Origin of the sequence: Paenibacillus sp., assembly GCF_031177825.1 — a bacterium.
Classification (GTDB): domain Bacteria; phylum Bacillota; class Bacilli; order Paenibacillales; family YIM-B00363; genus Paenibacillus_AE.
Genome location: NZ_JAPSKE010000002.1, coordinates 285,061 through 301,176, shown reverse-complemented (window position 1 = coordinate 301,176; position 16,116 = coordinate 285,061). Strand labels below are relative to the sequence as shown.

Sequence of the window (16,116 nt, the reverse complement as noted above, 5' to 3'; positions counted from 1 at the left end):
CATATGGAGGAATCGAAAACATGAGCGAACCACGGAAAACCTTCTACATCACGACCCCGATCTATTATCCGAGCGACAAGCTGCATATCGGCCACGCATACTGCACCGTCGCGGCCGACGTCATGGCGCGGTACAAGCGACTGCGCGGCTACGACGTGCGCTTCCTGACCGGCACCGACGAGCACGGGCAGAAGATCGAACGCAAGGCGAAGGAGAAAGGCGTTACGCCGCAGCAATACGTCGACGTCATCGTCGCCGGCATTCAAGATTTGTGGACGAAGCTGCAAATTACGCACGACGATTTCATTCGCACGACCGAGGAGCGGCATAAGCGGTCGGTCGAACGCATTTTCCAACAATTGCTGGATCAAGACGACATCTACCTCGGCACGTACGAGGGTTGGTATTGCACGCCGGACGAGGCGTTCTTCACGGAGCGGCAGCTCGTGGATGGCAAATGTCCGGACTGCGGCCGCGAGGTCGAGAAGGTGCGGGAGGAATGCTATTTCTTCCGGATGAGCAAGTATGCGGATCGGCTGCTGCAATTTTACGAACAAAACCCCGGCTTCATCGAACCGGAGTCGCGCAAAAACGAGATGATCAACAACTTCATCAAGCCCGGCCTCGAGGACTTGGCGGTGTCGCGGACGACGTTCGATTGGGGCGTGAAGGTGCCGTCCGATCCGAAGCATGTCGTCTACGTCTGGATCGACGCGCTGTCGAATTATATTACCGCGTTAGGCTACGGCTCGGGCGACGGTACGTTGTACCGGAACTACTGGCCGGCGGACGTGCACTTGGTCGGCAAGGAGATCGTCCGCTTCCACACGATCTATTGGCCGATCATGTTGATGGCGCTCGGGGAGCCGCTGCCGAAGAAGGTGTTCGCGCACGGCTGGTTCGTGACGAAAGAAGGCAAAATGTCGAAGTCGAAGGGCAACGTCATCGATCCCGTCGTTCTCATCGATAAGTACGGTCTGGATGCGCTGCGCTACTTCTTGATGAGAGAGGTGCCGTTCGGTACGGACGGAACGTTCACGCCGGAAGGCTTCATCGAGCGGATCAACTACGATTTGGCGAACGACCTCGGCAATTTGCTGAACCGGACGATCGTGATGATCGACAAATATTTCAACGGAAAGATCCCGGCTTACGCGCCTAACGCGACGGAGTTCGACGCTTCGCTCGTCGAGACGGCGACCGAGACGGTCCGCAAGGTCGAGGAAGCGATGGACGCGATGCAGTTCTCCGTGGCGCTGACCGCGATCTGGCAGCTGATCTCGCGCACGAACAAGTATATCGACGAGACGCAGCCGTGGAGCCTCGTCAAGGAAGAAGGCAAGCGCGAGCAGCTCGGCTCCGTAATGTACCATCTGGCGGAAAGCCTGCGCATCGTCTCGGTGCTCATTCGGCCGTTCATGGTCGCGACGCCGGCGGCGATGCAGGCGCAGCTCGGCCTTGCGGAGACGGACTTCGATTGGGAGAGCGCCGCGACGTTCGGGAAGCTGCCGAGCGGCACGAAGGTGAACAAAGCGGAGCCGATGTTTCCGCGTCTGGACGCGGAAGCGGAAGTCGCGTACCTCGCGTCCAAAATCAGCGGCGGCTCCGCGGCCCCGGCGCCCGCGGAAGCGCCGCAGCCGAAGGCGGAGACGCCGAAGGGCGAATCGCCGCTCGGCGAACAACCGGAGGGCGTCGCGCTCATCGGCATCGACGAGTTCGCCAAGGTCGAGCTGCGAGTCGCGCAGATCGTCGCCGCCGAGCCGGTGCCGAAGGCCGATAAGCTCCTGAAGCTTCAGCTCGATCTCGGAACGGAGCGTCGTCAGGTCGTCTCGGGCATCGCGATGTATTACAAGCCCGAAGCGCTCGTCGGCAAGAAGATTATTTGCGTGACGAACTTGAAGCCGGTCAAGCTGCGCGGCGAGCTGTCGCAGGGCATGATTCTTGCGGCGTCGGCCGGCGATATGCTGACGCTTGCGACGATCGATGGCGAAATTCCGAACGGAGCGAAGGTTAAATAGTAACATTTACGATTAAACCGTTGACATCTTTCCGAGATCGACCTTATAATCTGTTTAGCAAATCGGAACGTTTACGATTAACAATACGCAGAGTTGCGGCGATCTCGGAGGATACTATGAAACGGAAAACATTATGGACGATTAGTTTGGCGGCGGCGCTCGTCGTCGCTTCAGGTTGCTCCTCGCAAAGCGGAGCATCGACGGTGGAAGAGGGGAAGGTGAACGTCGTTACCTCTTTCTTCCCGTTATACGATTTCGCGCGAACGATCGGCGGGGAACGCGTTCACGCGATCAATATGATTCCGGCGGGCGTGGAGCCCCACGATTGGACGCCGAAAAGCCAGGACATGGCCAACATCTCGAAGGCGCAAGTATTCGCTTATCAAGGCGCAGGCTTCGAGGGCTGGACGGACGACGTGCTCGGCGGGATCGATACGGAAGGTCTCGTCATCGTGGAGGCAAGCCGAGGCATATCCTTAATGGAGGCGGCGGAATCGCTCGAAGAAGCCCATGCTCACGATGAGCATGCCGAGGAGGGTCATGAGGAAGGGCACGAGGAGCATGCGGAGGACGAGGCGCAAGACGAGGCGCACGACCACGGCGACTACGATCCTCATACATGGCTAAGTCCGCGCTCCGCCCTGCAGATGGCGAACAATCTGCTCGACGGCTTGCGGCAGGCCGATCCGGAGCATGCGGAAGAATACGAGCGGAATTACGCGGAGCTCGAGGCGCAGCTGGTCGCGTTGGATCAATCGTATCAGGAACGGCTATCGACAGTCTCGAACAAGGAGATGGTCGTCTCCCACCAAGCGTTCGGTTACTTGGCCAGGGATTACGGCCTCGTGCAGATGCCGATCATGGGCATTACCCCCGACGGCGAGCCGACGGCGCAAGATTTGAAAAAAATCAGCGAGTTCGTCAAGGAGCATAACGTGACGTACATTTTCACGGAGGCGCTGGTGTCGGACGAATTGGCGAAGTCGCTCGCGAAGGATCTCGGGGTCGAGACGCTGCCGCTTCATCCGCTGGAAGGCTTGACGGAAGCGGAGCAGAAGGCGGGAGAAACCTACATTTCCCTCATGGAACAAAATTTAGAACAGCTTGCGAAGGCGCTAAAATAAGGAGGGGAAGATCTTATGGCATCGGTCATCGACGTGCGGAATGTAAGCTTCTCTTACGATGACAAGAAGGTCATCGAAGACCTGAGCTTCCAGATGAACGCGCGCGATTTCGTCGGCCTGATCGGCTCCAACGGCGCCGGCAAGACGACGCTCTTGAAGACGTTGGTCGGTCTGCTGAAGCCGACGTCCGGCGAGCTTTTGTTATTCGGCAAGCCGATCCGTCAGTTCGACGAGTGGCATCGAATCGGTTACGTCCCGCAGAAGAACGCGTTGAATCCGCTGTTCCCGGCGACGGTGAGGGAGGTCGTCCTCTCGGGGCTGTACGGCAAGCGGAAGCTGTACCGCCGCGTGACGGCGGCCGACCGCCAGCGCTGCGACGATGCGTTGTACGCGATGCAGATCGCGGATTTGGCGGACCGCCGGATCGGACAGCTGTCCGGCGGCCAGCAGCAGCGGGCGTTCCTCGCCCGGGCGCTCGTCGGCAATCCGGAGCTGCTCATTCTGGACGAGCCGACGGTCGGCATCGACGCGGAGACGCAGCGCGCGTTCTTCTCGATGCTGCGCCACATGCACGCGCATCATAACATCGCGTTCCTGATGGTGTCGCACGATGTGGACATGATGCGGGCGTATCTCGGAGACCGTCCGGTCGTAACGTCCGGAAAGCTGAAATTTTACGTGAAATCGATGGATAACGCGGCATCCTGCCGCGAGACGGACTTGACGCACGCGCTCAAGGATTGGCCGGGAACGGGCGATCCGGTTCCCGCGTACCAATAGGAGGCGGGCCTTTACGCATGTGGGATATTTTTACGTTTCCGTTTTTCCAACGCGCCTTGATCGGAGGCCTCTTGATCGGCGGGATGGCGCCGCTGCTCGGCATGTTTCTCGTGCTGCGGCGGCTGTCCATGATCGGAGATACGATATCGCACGTCTCGATCGCCGGCATCGCGCTCGGTTTTCTGATCAATGTATACCCGGTCGGCGTCGGATTGATCTTCTCGCTGCTCGCCGCGGTCGCGATCGAGCGGCTTCGCAGCGCCTATCGGACGTATGCGGAGCTGTCGATCGCCATCATTATGTCCGGGGGCGTGGCGTTGGCGACGTTCTTGTTCACCCTCGGGCAAGGATTTAACATTAACGTGACGAGCTATTTCTTCGGAAGCATCTACTCGCTCGATACGATCGACGTTTATACGATTCTAGGAGTATCGATCATCGTGCTCGGCGTTATCGCCCTGCATGCGAAGGAATACTTCTTGTTGACGTTCGACGAAGACGCCGCCAGCGTCGGGGGCCTCCCGGTGCGCGCGTTGAATTTGACGCTGACGGTGCTGACGGCGCTCGTCATCTCCGTCGCGATCAAGATCGTCGGCGCGCTGCTCGTCTCCGCCCTGCTTACGATTCCGGTGGCCTGCAGCTTGCTTGTGGGGAAGAGCTTCAAGCATTCGCTCGTTTGGGCGGTCGTCTTTTCCGAGACGGCGGTTTTACTTGGACTCGTGGGGGCCGGCGTGTTCAATTTGGCGCCGGGGGCATCCATTGTGTTACTATTAATTGCGATCTTGATCGGACTTCTGACATTGAAGAAGGGGTTCCGGTTGTAGCGCGGAGGAGGGGTCCGAAATATGGACGTTACGATCTGGGTGGCGTTCGCCGCGGGGCTGGCATCGTTCATCTCGCCTTGCTGCTTGCCTTTATATCCGTCCTATCTTTCGTACATTTCCGGCATTTCGGTAGCGCAACTGAAAACCGACCAGACGAAAGAAGTGCGGCTGCGAACGCTCAGCCACACTTTTTTCTTCATTCTCGGTTTCTCGGTCGTTTATTACGCGTTCGGCGCCGGCGCAGGCTTCGTGGCGGAACTGTTCCGCGACTATCAAGAGCTGATCGCCAAGCTGTCCGCCGTATTGCTCATTCTCGTCGGTTTGTTTCTGCTCGGCATCTTCCAGCCCCAATTCCTGATGCGGGAGATGAAGCTGAGCGTCGGCGGCAAGCCGGCGACGTACGTCGGCTCGTTCCTGATCGGCATCGGCTTCGCGGCCGGCTGGTCGCCTTGCATCGGGCCGATCTTCTCGGCCATTATCGGCCTCGCTACGACGGAGCCTGGGATCTGGTTCCGCTTGACGACCGCTTATACGCTCGGCTTCGCCGTGCCGTTCTTCCTCATGGCGTTCTTCCTCGGCTCCACCAAGTGGATTTTGCGGTATTCGAACGTCATTATGAAAGTCGGCGGCGTACTCCTGATCATCTTCGGCATCCTGCTCTATTCCGGGCAGATGCTGCGCATCACCGTATGGTTTAATGCGATGACGCCGGAATGGCTTAAGTTCTAAGCGGTCGCAGTCGGCAGGCCGCTACGTAAAGTAATCGATCGACGCCTTCGGGAAGTTCGCGAAGATTTGCTCCGTGATCCACTCCCGGAGGGCGGTCGCCTGCTCGTCCGGGTACACGTATTTGCCTTGCCCCCAACGTCCCCACTTATACTTCCGCTTCGCCTCGTCCATCTCCAGCTTCGACTTCGGATACCGCGCCTCGATGACCCGTTTGGCCGTCTTCGTGAAGCGGTGCTGGATCAATTCGAACGTCAACGTCGGCTCCGCCTCCGGCGGCACCTCGGCCTTCAACTTGCGAAGCAACTCCGCATAGCCGTCCTCCCAGCCTTCGTGCCAAATAATCGGCGCGATGATGAACCCGAGCGGGTAGCCGGCGCGGGCGACCTTGCCCGCGGCCTCGATACGGTCGGCAAAGCTGGACGTGCCCGGCTCGAAGTGCCGGATGACGTAATCCGCGTTCACGCTGAACCGAATGCGCGTATGGCCGTTATGCTCGAGTCCGAGCAGCGGTTCGACGTTGTTGAACTTCGTCACGAACCGGAGCCGTCCGTGCTCCTGCTTCGCCATAAATTCGATTAAGCGCGCAAGCGATCCGGAGATGTGCTCGAGCCCGACCGGGTCGGACGTACAAGCCGCCTCGAAGCGGGTAAGCTCGGGTTGGCGTTCTTCGATGTATTTCGCCGCGCGAGCGATAATGTCGTCGATATTGACGTAGATGCGCACGTACGGCTTCGCGCCGAGCGTCGTCTGAAGATAGCAATAATGACAATGCGCCATGCAGCCGGTCGCGATCGGAATCGCATATTCGGCCGACGGCTTCGACTGGTCGAAGTCGAGCGTCTTGCGGACGCCGACGACGAGCGTGCGCTTCGCGATGCGGTACTTCTCGAGCTCGCCCTCGCCGGGCAAATTCGTGATGCGGTTGTGCGAAGTCGTCATATGGATCGACAAGCCTTGATCCTGAGCCCACTTGCGAATGCGCTCGCCCATCGGGTACGTCAGCGCGTCCGGCTCGAAATAGACGAGCTCCGGAATGAACGTCTTCAGATTGGGGGTCGGCTGGACTAGGGTTTCCGTCGCCATCGTCGCGCCTCCTTTTTTCGCTTAGGTTGCCTATGACCGACGAGGAGCAATCGAGGGAAAAAGAGGTCGTTTTCTTGCGTTGGGCGGCTTCGCACGGTATAGTACAAGTACGCAATCCAATTGGAAGGGGAAGCTGGGTGTGCCGACGCCAAGCATGGAAGATTATTTGGAGCGCATCTACCGTCTGATCGACGAGAAGGGTTATGCGCGGGTGGCCGACATTGCCGAAGGCTTGGAAGTGCACCCTTCGTCCGCGACGAAGATGATCCAGAAGCTGGATAAAGACGAGTATTTGGTTTACGAGAAATATCGAGGGTTAATCTTGACGCCGAAGGGCAAGCGAATCGGGAAGAGGCTCGTCGAACGCCATCATCTGCTCGAGCAATTCCTCGAGACGATCGGCGTGAAGGAAGAGAACATTTATAAAGACGTCGAAGGCATCGAACATCATTTAAGCACGGATTCGATCGCTTGCATCGAATCGCTCGTCGAATATTTCCGCCGGGAACCGGAGCGGCTGGAGCAGCTCCGTTCGGTGAAGGAACAAATGGATTTGGAATCGTAAAGCATCCGAAGCGTCCGTATCGGACGCTTTTTTTTGTTGTTGGCATCGGGACGCGCCGCACTCGCATACATACTTGTGATGAACGTTCATGAGGAGGCGGCGGCGGATGCGAGTGAACGGCGTGTTTCAAGGCGGCGGGGTGAAGGGAATCGGATTGGTCGGCGCCGTCTACGCGGCGGAGCGGAGAGGCATCACGTTCCATCAGACGGCGGGGACGTCGGTCGGTGCGATCGTGGCGGCGCTGCTCGCGGCCGGCTACACGGGCGAGGAGATGCGGGATCTCCTCTTGGAGACGCCGTTCGGCAGCTTCGTTCAGAAAAACTGGGTTCATTATATATATGTCGTCGGTCCGGCGATTCGGCTGTTTCTTAAAAAAGGGTTGTATTCGGGCGATCCGCTCGAAGAGTGGATCGAAGACGTGTTGGCTCGCAAAGGGATTCGAACGTTCGCGGATTTGCCTCCGAACGCGCTGCGCGTCGTGGCGTCCGACATATCCCTCGGCAAGATGCTCGTATTGCCCGAAGACATCGCGCAATACGGCGTCGACCCGATGCGGTTTTCCGTCGCCAAGGCGGTGCGCATGAGCTGCAGCCTTCCGTTCTTTTTCGATCCGGTCAAATTTCGCGTCAAGCGGCGCGAGCCGGGGAAGCGGGGGCCGGTGTTCGGGAAGCCGACGTATATCGTGGACGGCGCGATTCTCAGCAATTATCCCCTCTGGATCTTCGACCGGGATATTAAGGAGTGGCCGCTGAAGGTGCCGACGATCGGTTTCCAGCTCGTCGGTTCGAAGGAGCCCGGCCCTCGCGTCATTCGGGGACCGATTACGATGCTGCAAGCGCTGTTTTCCACGATGTCGGCCGCGCACGATCTCCGATATATCGAGAGACATAGTCGATTCCGGACGGTGAAGATCATGTCCGATATGGTGCATACGACGGAGTTTTCGATTCAGGACGATAAGCTGAAGGAGCTGTTCGAATCGGGGGTGAAGGCCGGGGACGAATTTTTTTCCGGATGGACGTTCACCGGCTATTCGAACGAATTGGATCAGTGGATCAAGAAAGTACGGCCGGAGCTTGCAAAGAAAAAAGCCGGGGACCCATCGTCGGGCCCTCCGGCTAAAAAGCGGATTCAATGATATTTCGGCTTGTCGTCGTCGTCCGGTTTATTGCCTTGAATGACGCGGAACTTGGCTCGCTTCGTCGTGCGGCCCTTCCGAACGCCTCCGTCCGACGCGCCCCGCATCGCGGAGCCGTCGCGACGGTTGTTGCGTAGAAATTTCCAGCGTTGGGGCGGGTACTTGTAAAGCAGAAAGACGCCGCCTAACACGACGACCGGGATCATCGCCCCGCCCGGGTTCCGAGCGATCATGCTGAGAATGCCGATGCCGATCAATCCGACGATGACGTAAAACAGCCAGTTCTGCTTACGCGGTCCTCTCATGTCGTCACGCTCCTACGGCTTTGCCCGGTTCCACGAGGCGGACGGCGTTGTTGCGGTCCGCTTCCAGCATGCGCTGGAACGAGAGAATCGCGACTTCGACCTGATCGTCCGTCGGCTGTTTCGTCGTGAGCAGCTGAAGCCACAGACCCGGATATCCCAAGTAACGGAGCAACGGGATGTCGCGCACGCTGTTCGTAAAGCGAAGCACCTCGTACGATACCCCGATGACGACCGGCAGCAGCAGGATGCGGATGCCGAGACGCTCCCAGATGGAATCCCACGTAAAAACAGGCAACGAATATAGTAAGATGCCGACCAGTATGGTCAATATAAGAAAGCTGCTGCCGCAGCGGTAGTGCAGCGTGTTATACTTCTGGACGTTCTCGATCGTCAGCGGGTCCCCGTTCTCGTAGGCGGTAATGACCTTATGCTCCGCGCCGTGGTACTGGAACAACCGCTTGATGAGCGGCGTTTGGGCGATCAAGAGAATGTAGCCGATCAAGAGGACGAGCTTAATGCCGCCTTCGATCAAGTTATGCAAGAAGATGCTTTCGAACCGGTTCTCGAACAGCATGCTCTCGAGCGCGGCCGGGACTAACGTAAAAATCAGCTTGCCCGCCAGGAACGACAGGACGCCGACGACCGCGACGCCGAGGATCATGGTCAAGTTGTCGGACATCGACTTCTTCTCCGGCGCCTTCGGCGCGGCGGCTTCCTCCGTTTCTCCCGCTTCGCCCTCGGCGTACGACTCCGCGGAAAAATTGAGATGCTGCGATCCCTTCGCGCTGGAGTCGAGCAGGGCGACGATCCCCCGCAGGAACGGAATTTTTTTCAGCTTCGTCACCCAAGCTTTCTCGGTTCTGGGGGACTCGAAATATGCGATGGAACGGTCTTTCTTCCGTACGGCGGTGACGTTGACGGTCCGACCGGCGAACATAACGCCCTCGATGACCGCTTGTCCGCCATAGGCGACCGGTGCTTTCACTTCAGACAATTGGCGTTCCTCCTCGCGTCTCGCGATTATGCGTTTCCTTCATTGTACCGGATTCCACCCCCGTTTGCCACCGGAAACCCTCCCCGCTCGTTTATGACCGGCGCCATTGAAGCATACTACTGCGTATCTGCGATCCAAGAAGGAGTGACCGAACAACGATGCCACATCCTAAAGATTCCGACCCGAAAGCGGCCGGCGTCCAGACGATCGTCCGAACGAAGAAGCTTCCCTTCGCCCTTAACCTAGGCTTCTTCGCGGGAGCGATCTGGGGCGGCGTCCGGTGGTTGTTCTACTATTTCGGCTTCACCGACGTCGTTCCGGGCTTTCTGGTGGAACCGTTCTTCCTGCACGATTTTCTGGCCGGAACGGGCGGCTTTCTCGTCGGGTACGCGTCCTTCATCGTCATGTCGATCGTCGCCGCGCTGCTTTATACGTACACCGCTTACAAGCTGAAGGGGCCGTGGCCCGGCGTCGCGTTCGGCGTCGTCTGGTTCGTCGCCGTCTACTTGGTGATCGGTCCGATGGTCGGCATGCTGCTGCCCCTCGGCCGTCTCGATTGGGATTCAATCTGGTTGGACGGCTCGATCTTCGTCTTGTGGGGCGTCTTTATCGGGTATACGGTCAATTACGAATTTACGGACGAGGAGCGCAGGAGTAGCGAAAATCCGGTGGCGCCCACCCACTGAAACCGGCTCCTCCGCCGCACTTTCCATTGGGCTGTTCTCAAACCGGGGAAATCTATGGTAAAATGGCTCTTGGTGCAAAAAGAGAAGGTGGTGCGGCTCTTGAAGACGGTGCTGGTGCTCAACGGACCGAACTTAAATACGCTCGGCTGGCGGGAGAAGAACGTATACGGCACGATGTCTTTGGCCGAAATCGAACGAAACCTGACCGCCCTCGCGGAACGGCTCGGCGTTGAGGTTCGTTGCTTCCAATCGAACCATGAAGGCGCGTTGATCGACGAAATCCATCGGGCGCGGGGGACGGCCGACGGCATCGTCATGAACCCCGGCGCATTCACGCATTACAGCTATGCCATTCGGGACGCGATCGCCGCGGTGGAACTGCCGGCGATCGAAGTGCATCTATCCAACGTATATAAGCGGGAGCCGTTCCGTCACGTCTCCGTGACGGCTCCCGTCATGCTCGGCGTCATCGCCGGTCTCGGTCCGATCGGGTACGAGCTGGCGCTGAAGGCGATCGTTGCACAACTTGACAACGTAAAGGGTGAGTGACATGGCCAATACCGAACATCGGCTGAAGAAGCTCCGCGCCGCCATGGAAGGCGAGGGGCTCGAAGCGCTGCTCGTGACGAATCCGGTCAACCGTCGGTATCTATCCGGCTTTACCGGCTCCGCGGGGTACGTCGTCGTAACCGCGAGCAGCGCGCTGCTGTTCACCGACTTCCGTTACGTGACGCAGGCGAGCGAGCAGGCGTCCGGCTTCGACATCGTCGAGCACGGAACGAGCCCGCTCTCCTCCGTCGGCGACGCGCTTCGCGCGGCGGGCATCGCGCGGCTCGGGTTCGAGCAGCAGCACGTCAGCTACGGCGCGTATATGTCTTACGGAAGGGACCTCGGGGGCATCGAGCTGACGCCGACCGACGGCATGGTCGAGAAGCTGCGACGGATTAAGGACGAAGCGGAGCTCGCCGTCATCCGCAAGGCGGTCGCGATCGCGGACGCGGGCTTCGAGTTTATGCTGAAGACGCTGCGCCCGGGCATGCGCGAGATCGACGCGGCGCTCGAGCTCGAGAGCTTCATGAAGAAACAAGGCGCGAAGGGTCCTTCGTTCGACACGATCATCGCTTCCGGCGAACGTTCCGCGCTGCCGCACGGCGTCGCCGGCGAACGCGTCATCGGGACGAACGAATTCGTCAAGATGGATTTCGGCGCGTTGTACGAAGGGTATTGCTCGGACATGACCCGCACGGTCATGATCGGCACGCCGACGCCGAAGCATCGGGAAATTTACGACATCGTGCTGGAAGCGCAGATGACCGCGCTCGCGGGCATCAAACCCGGCATCACCGGACGCGAAGGCGACGCGCTCGCGCGGAACGTCATCGCCGCGCGCGGGTACGGCGACAACTTCGGTCACGGCACGGGACACGCCGTCGGTATGGACATTCACGAGAGTCCGCGCCTTAGCAAGACGGAGGAAGCGAAGCTCGAGCCCGGTATGGTCGTAACCGTGGAGCCAGGCATCTACTTGCCCGGTTTCGGTGGCGTTCGCATCGAAGATATCGTCGTCGTAACGGAGAACGGCTGCGAGATCCTGACGAAATCGACGAAGGACTTTATTACACTCTAGGAGGACGAACCAGTGATTTCAGTTAACGATTTTAAAACGGGTCTTACCATCGAAGTAGACGGCGATATTTACACCGTCATCGATTTCCAACACGTAAAGCCGGGCAAAGGCGCCGCGTTCGTGCGTTCCAAATTGAAAGGCCTACGTAACGGCAACGTCGTCGAGAAGACGTTCCGCGCGGGCGAGAACGTCTCCCGCGCCGTCATCGACAACCGCGCGATGCAGTATTTGTACAACTCGGGCAGCGAGTATACGTTCATGGACAACGAGACGTACGACCAAATCACGCTCGCGGAGAAGCAGCTCGAGTGGGAGAAGAAGTTCTTGATCGAAAACATGGTCATCAACATCAGCTCGTACCAAGGCGAAATCATCGGCATTCAGCTGCCGAACAGCGTCGAGCTGAAGGTAACGGAGACGGAGCCGGGCATTAAGGGCAACACGGCGCAGGGCGCGACGAAGAACGCGACGCTCGAAACCGGCCTTACGGTTCAGGTGCCGCTCTTCATCAACGAAGGCGACGTGCTGCTCATCGATACGCGGGAAGGCAAGTACATATCGAGAGCGTAATCCCCCTAGACCGCCGCTCGCAGGAGCGGCGGTTTTTTGCTGCGCGCGCTTTTCGATATTTTGTCATGATTGCGCACTGGCCCTATGGTATAATGTTTCAATATGCGTGTTGGAAAGAAAGCTTAAGGGAGTGAGAGTTCTTGGCGTTAGTGGTGATGAAGTTCGGGGGAAGCTCGGTCGGCGACGCGGAGCGCATGAAGCGCGTCGCGAAGCGGGTCGTAGAGAAGAAACGCGAAGGAAACCGCGTCGTCGTCGTCGTATCCGCCATGGGCGACACGACCGACGACTTGATCGATTTATCGAAGCAACTGACCGATCAGCCGTCCGCGCGAGAGATGGACATGCTGCTCACGACCGGCGAACAAGTATCGGTAGCGCTGCTGTCGATGACGATTCATACGCACGGCGAAGGAGCCGTCTCGTATACCGGCTGGCAGGTGGGCATGATGACGGAAGCGGCGCACGGCCGCGCGCGCATCAGCGACATCCGCCCGGACCGCATTCATAAAGCGCTGGACCAGGACAAGATCGTCGTCGTGGCCGGCTTCCAAGGCATGACCGAGGACGGCGAAATCACGACGCTCGGCCGCGGCGGTTCGGACACGACGGCCGTGGCGCTCGCCGCCGCGCTCAAGGCGGACTTGTGCGAAATCTATACGGACGTCGACGGCATCTATTCGACCGACCCGCGCATCGTGAAGGTGGCGCGCAAGCTGAACGAAATTTCGTACGACGAGATGCTGGAGCTCGCGAATCTCGGCGCGGCGGTGCTGCATCCGCGCGCGGTCGAATACGCGAAGCATTATTCGGTGCCGCTCGTCGTACGGTCCAGTTTTACTTACAACGAAGGTACGATCGTGAAGGAGGACGCATCCATGGAGCAAGGCGTAGTCGTCAGCGGCATCGCGTACGACAAGAACGTGGCGAGAATCAGCATTTTGGGCGTGAAGGACGTGCCGGGGCAGCTGGCGAAGGTGTTTACGGCGCTCGGCGATGCCGGCATTAACGTCGATATCATCGTACAGAGCGGCGTTCAGAACGGCAAAGCGGATTTCTCCTTCTCGACGGGATCGAGCGACGCGGAGCAGGCGGTGACGATTCTGCGCGGCATGCAGAACGACGTCGGCTTCGACGACGTGACGAGCGAGACGAATCTCGTGAAGGTATCCATCGTCGGCGCAGGCATGGTGAGCAACCCGGGCGTGGCGGCGAAGATGTTCGACGCGATCTCGAGCCAAGGGGTCAGCATCAAGATGGTCAGCACGTCGGAGATCAAGGTGTCCTGCGTCATCGACGCGGAGAAATTCCAAGACGTCGTGCGCGCCTGTCATACGGCATACGGATTGGATACGACGGAGCAAGCGTTCGTCGGCGGACCGTCCGAGCGACGGTAGTTCTGCAAGAGGCTGTTCGGTTTGAGTGTATCGACTCGAACCCGAACGGCCTTTTTTCGTGTCCGCGCGTAGCTTTGCTCCCTTTCCCCGAAGTCGCCTCTCCTCGACTCCAATAAAATAACCGCCGGGCGTCGATCGCGCCGAGCGGTTCGAAGTTTTCCATCCATCCGGGTCACCACTTGAACTTATCGAACAAGAAGGTGAATACCTTCAGCAGGAACGCCGTAATGCCAGCGGCCATAAGGGGACCGACCGGTATGCCCCGCAAAAACAAAATGCCGAAGATCGATCCGATCACGAGCCCGACGATGAGCTCGGGGTCAAGCTTCAGCAAATCCAAGCCTTTGCCGTTCATATAGGTGGCGATCGCGCCGCCGAGAAGGGCGAGAATGCCGGGCCAGCTCGTAAACACGGCCAAGATGTCCTTCTGCGCGATCCGCTCGCTCGCGAACGGAACGAGGACGCCCATGGTCAAAAACAATAATCCGAACTCGAGACCGCGTCGTTCGATCGTGGGCAAATACCGCTCGAGGGAGACCAGCTTGATGATAAGCAGGACGCAGGCGGCCGTCGTAATGATGTGGGATCGGCCCACCATGCCGATGATGATTAGAACGACCAATAGCAATTCACCGTTCATCGCGAGACTCCTGTCCTATTGGATTCTCTACATTCTATGAACGGCGTCAACGATTCTAGAACACTCCTTGTCTACACTCGAACGGCCGCAGCTCCCCGCCGGCCATGACCGGCGTAAGCCGGTAGACGTCGCGCCGAGCGCAGAAGACGACGTCCTCGCGATATCCTAACGCGACGAGGCGGCCTCCCGTGTCCGAGCTTAAGAGCGCATCGTCCAGCCGATGCTCGAAATGACGGTACGCCCCTTCCATCGCGGCGGCCAAGTCGTCGGTCGCGACCCGGCGGCCGGCCTCTTCCTTGATCCGCTTGGCGATCATGCCCGCGCACAGTCCGTCCTCCAACGCGAACGCGTCCTTCGTGCCCGAGCACAGCAGGACGACGTCCCGGTTCAACCTCAGCGCGGCTTTGGCGCACGCATCGGCGTTCAGGAACGATCCGACGAGGATCGTCGCGGCTTTCGCCGCTTTCTGGATGGCGCGGGTCCCGTTCGTCGTCGTCATGACGACGCGGCGGCCGCCGACGGCTTCCTCCGTAAATTCGTGCGGCGACAGGCCGAGCGCAAAGCCGGGGATCTTCTTGCACAGCCGCTCTCCCGCCAGCACGTCGCCGGGTTCGGCCGACTGGCGGGCCGAGGCCACGGTATCGGCCGGCGCGACGGACTTGGCGCCGCGTTCGAGCGCCGTCACCATCGCGCTCGTCGCTCGAAGCACGTCGATCACGATCGCCGTCTTGCCGGCCAAATCGCGTCCGAACGTCTCGCTAACCGTAGAGATGCAGTCGATACGCAACCGTCTTTCACTCCTTACCGCCGGCTATACTCTCGCTTGCATGCCGAGGTGGAACGTATCCGACCGAAGGCCGCGGCGAAGCGCTTCGAGCGACAGCACGTCTTCCGGCGCGACGTTGCCGATGTTCAGGTTCGGGCCGAGCGCTTGCAGCAGCTCCGCCTGCTGCGACTTGAGCGGCGCTTCCCACATCAACACGGAGCTGTCCGGCACGCAGTGCATGATCGCGTCCAGATCGTCCGTTTTGCAGGCGCCGTTTTCGTCGAAGATGCCTACGCCCTTGCCCGACTCCCTCGCTTCGATCGTGACGAACGTCGCCCCGAGCGCCGTATCGATCTCCACCGTTCGGGCGAGCTCCTCCGTTTCGATCCCCGATCCGAAAATTTTCTTGCCGTACTCCGTCACGACCGTGAAGCCGGCGTCGATCGCCTTCACGATCAGCGCGCTGCGTTGGTCCCGGTTCATCTCGATCGTGCCGTCGGACACTTCGACCGCCGTGAAGCCGAACCCCCGAGCGGTCGCCAGGAACGTGTCGACGAGGTTTTGCGATACGGCGACTTCGAGGAACGTGCCGCCCGGCATAATCAGCAGTCCGGCCTCGCGCGCCGTCTCGATCTTACGCCTTAGCGCCTCCTCGGGGTACAACGCCGAGGTGCCGAATCCGAGCTTCACGACGTCGATATGAGGCGCCGCCACCCGGAGCATATCCTCGAACGCGCGGAGCCCGAGTCCCTTGTCGATCACCATGGTGCGGCCGGTCGTCCGGGGTTTCGCGGTCCTTCGTCCGGTCGGATCGGCGAGGGACGGATGCCAATCCAATCTAGAAGTTTGGTCCATTCGAATAACTCCTCGCTG

18 protein-coding genes are annotated in these 16,116 nt (G+C 59.4%); 12 read left to right on the top strand and 6 right to left on the bottom strand.

Features of this window, described 5'->3' with window-relative positions; all coding sequences use genetic code 11:
• Positions 1 to 20 precede the first annotated feature (20 nt).
• From metG to RIN49_RS03550, 5 genes are all read left to right on the top strand, one after another.
• Positions 21 to 2,018 (top strand): methionine--tRNA ligase, encoded by a 1,998-nt coding sequence (metG, locus tag RIN49_RS03570; protein WP_309118781.1) that lies wholly within the window; start codon positions 21 to 23, stop codon positions 2,016 to 2,018.
• A 116-nt stretch (positions 2,019 to 2,134) separates the two neighbouring features.
• The gene (locus tag RIN49_RS03565) at positions 2,135 to 3,142 is read left to right on the top strand and encodes a metal ABC transporter substrate-binding protein (protein ID WP_309118780.1); all 1,008 of its coding nucleotides are present in this window, start codon (positions 2,135 to 2,137) and stop codon (positions 3,140 to 3,142) included.
• A 15-nt stretch (positions 3,143 to 3,157) separates the two neighbouring features.
• Positions 3,158 to 3,922, top strand: a complete 765-nt coding sequence (locus RIN49_RS03560) for a metal ABC transporter ATP-binding protein (RefSeq protein ID WP_309118779.1) — start codon at positions 3,158 to 3,160, stop codon at positions 3,920 to 3,922.
• Positions 3,923 to 3,939: 17 nt separating this feature from the next.
• Complete coding sequence (locus RIN49_RS03555) at positions 3,940 to 4,746, top strand: metal ABC transporter permease (RefSeq protein ID WP_309118778.1); 807 nt, start codon at positions 3,940 to 3,942, stop codon at positions 4,744 to 4,746.
• 21 nt (positions 4,747 to 4,767) lie between these two features.
• Positions 4,768 to 5,475 carry a cytochrome c biogenesis CcdA family protein gene (locus RIN49_RS03550; RefSeq protein WP_309118777.1) on the top strand — a complete coding sequence of 236 codons (708 nt, stop codon included), beginning with the start codon at positions 4,768 to 4,770 and terminating at the stop codon, positions 5,473 to 5,475.
• A gap of 21 nt (positions 5,476 to 5,496) precedes the next feature.
• On the opposite strand, the gene splB is transcribed toward RIN49_RS03550, so the two are convergent.
• A complete protein-coding gene (splB, locus tag RIN49_RS03545) occupies positions 5,497 to 6,558 on the bottom strand; it encodes a spore photoproduct lyase (protein WP_309118776.1) in 1,062 nt (353 codons plus the stop codon).
• 139 nt (positions 6,559 to 6,697) lie between these two features.
• On the opposite strand from splB, the gene mntR reads away from it, so the two are divergent.
• Positions 6,698 to 7,123 (top strand): transcriptional regulator MntR, encoded by a 426-nt coding sequence (gene mntR, locus RIN49_RS03540; protein ID WP_138193218.1) that lies wholly within the window; start codon positions 6,698 to 6,700, stop codon positions 7,121 to 7,123.
• 106 nt (positions 7,124 to 7,229) lie between these two features.
• The gene (locus RIN49_RS03535; protein ID WP_309118775.1) at positions 7,230 to 8,261 is read left to right on the top strand and encodes a patatin-like phospholipase family protein; all 1,032 of its coding nucleotides are present in this window, start codon (positions 7,230 to 7,232) and stop codon (positions 8,259 to 8,261) included.
• On the opposite strand, the gene RIN49_RS03530 is transcribed toward RIN49_RS03535, so the two are convergent.
• Positions 8,255 to 8,566: a hypothetical protein gene (locus RIN49_RS03530; RefSeq protein WP_309118774.1), complete on the bottom strand. Its 312-nt coding sequence runs from the start codon at positions 8,564 to 8,566 to the stop codon at positions 8,255 to 8,257. The genes RIN49_RS03535 and RIN49_RS03530 overlap by 7 nt on opposite strands.
• 4 nt (positions 8,567 to 8,570) lie before the next feature.
• Entirely contained in the window at positions 8,571 to 9,560 is a 990-nt protein-coding gene (locus tag RIN49_RS03525; protein ID WP_309118773.1) for a DUF1385 domain-containing protein, read from the bottom strand.
• 158 nt (positions 9,561 to 9,718) lie between these two features.
• Between RIN49_RS03525 and RIN49_RS03520 the strand changes: the two genes are divergently transcribed.
• The 5 genes from RIN49_RS03520 to RIN49_RS03500 all read left to right on the top strand — a co-directional run bounded on the left by RIN49_RS03520 (position 9,719) and on the right by RIN49_RS03500 (position 13,837).
• Complete coding sequence (locus tag RIN49_RS03520; RefSeq protein ID WP_309118772.1) at positions 9,719 to 10,246, top strand: YqhR family membrane protein; 528 nt, start codon at positions 9,719 to 9,721, stop codon at positions 10,244 to 10,246.
• A gap of 99 nt (positions 10,247 to 10,345) precedes the next feature.
• On the top strand, positions 10,346 to 10,795 hold the full coding sequence (gene aroQ, locus RIN49_RS03515) for a type II 3-dehydroquinate dehydratase (RefSeq protein WP_309118911.1): 450 nt from the start codon (positions 10,346 to 10,348) through the stop codon (positions 10,793 to 10,795).
• A gap of 1 nt (position 10,796) precedes the next feature.
• Positions 10,797 to 11,873 (top strand): M24 family metallopeptidase, encoded by a 1,077-nt coding sequence (locus RIN49_RS03510; RefSeq protein WP_309118771.1) that lies wholly within the window; start codon positions 10,797 to 10,799, stop codon positions 11,871 to 11,873.
• A 12-nt stretch (positions 11,874 to 11,885) separates the two neighbouring features.
• Positions 11,886 to 12,443 carry an elongation factor P gene (gene efp / locus RIN49_RS03505; protein WP_138193224.1) on the top strand — a complete coding sequence of 186 codons (558 nt, stop codon included), beginning with the start codon at positions 11,886 to 11,888 and terminating at the stop codon, positions 12,441 to 12,443.
• A gap of 140 nt (positions 12,444 to 12,583) precedes the next feature.
• The gene (locus RIN49_RS03500; protein WP_309118770.1) at positions 12,584 to 13,837 is read left to right on the top strand and encodes an aspartate kinase; all 1,254 of its coding nucleotides are present in this window, start codon (positions 12,584 to 12,586) and stop codon (positions 13,835 to 13,837) included.
• A gap of 172 nt (positions 13,838 to 14,009) precedes the next feature.
• Here RIN49_RS03500 and RIN49_RS03495 read toward each other — a convergent pair whose 3' ends face one another.
• The 3 genes from RIN49_RS03495 to comA are packed head-to-tail and all read right to left on the bottom strand — an operon-like array spanning position 14,010 to position 16,098.
• Positions 14,010 to 14,477 carry a DUF441 domain-containing protein gene (locus RIN49_RS03495; RefSeq protein WP_309118769.1) on the bottom strand — a complete coding sequence of 156 codons (468 nt, stop codon included), beginning with the start codon at positions 14,475 to 14,477 and terminating at the stop codon, positions 14,010 to 14,012.
• 55 nt (positions 14,478 to 14,532) lie between these two features.
• Complete coding sequence (locus RIN49_RS03490; RefSeq protein ID WP_309118768.1) at positions 14,533 to 15,264, bottom strand: 2-phosphosulfolactate phosphatase; 732 nt, start codon at positions 15,262 to 15,264, stop codon at positions 14,533 to 14,535.
• 24 nt (positions 15,265 to 15,288) lie between these two features.
• Positions 15,289 to 16,098, bottom strand: a complete 810-nt coding sequence (comA, locus tag RIN49_RS03485; RefSeq protein WP_309118767.1) for a phosphosulfolactate synthase — start codon at positions 16,096 to 16,098, stop codon at positions 15,289 to 15,291.
• Positions 16,099 to 16,116: the final 18 nt, after the last annotated feature.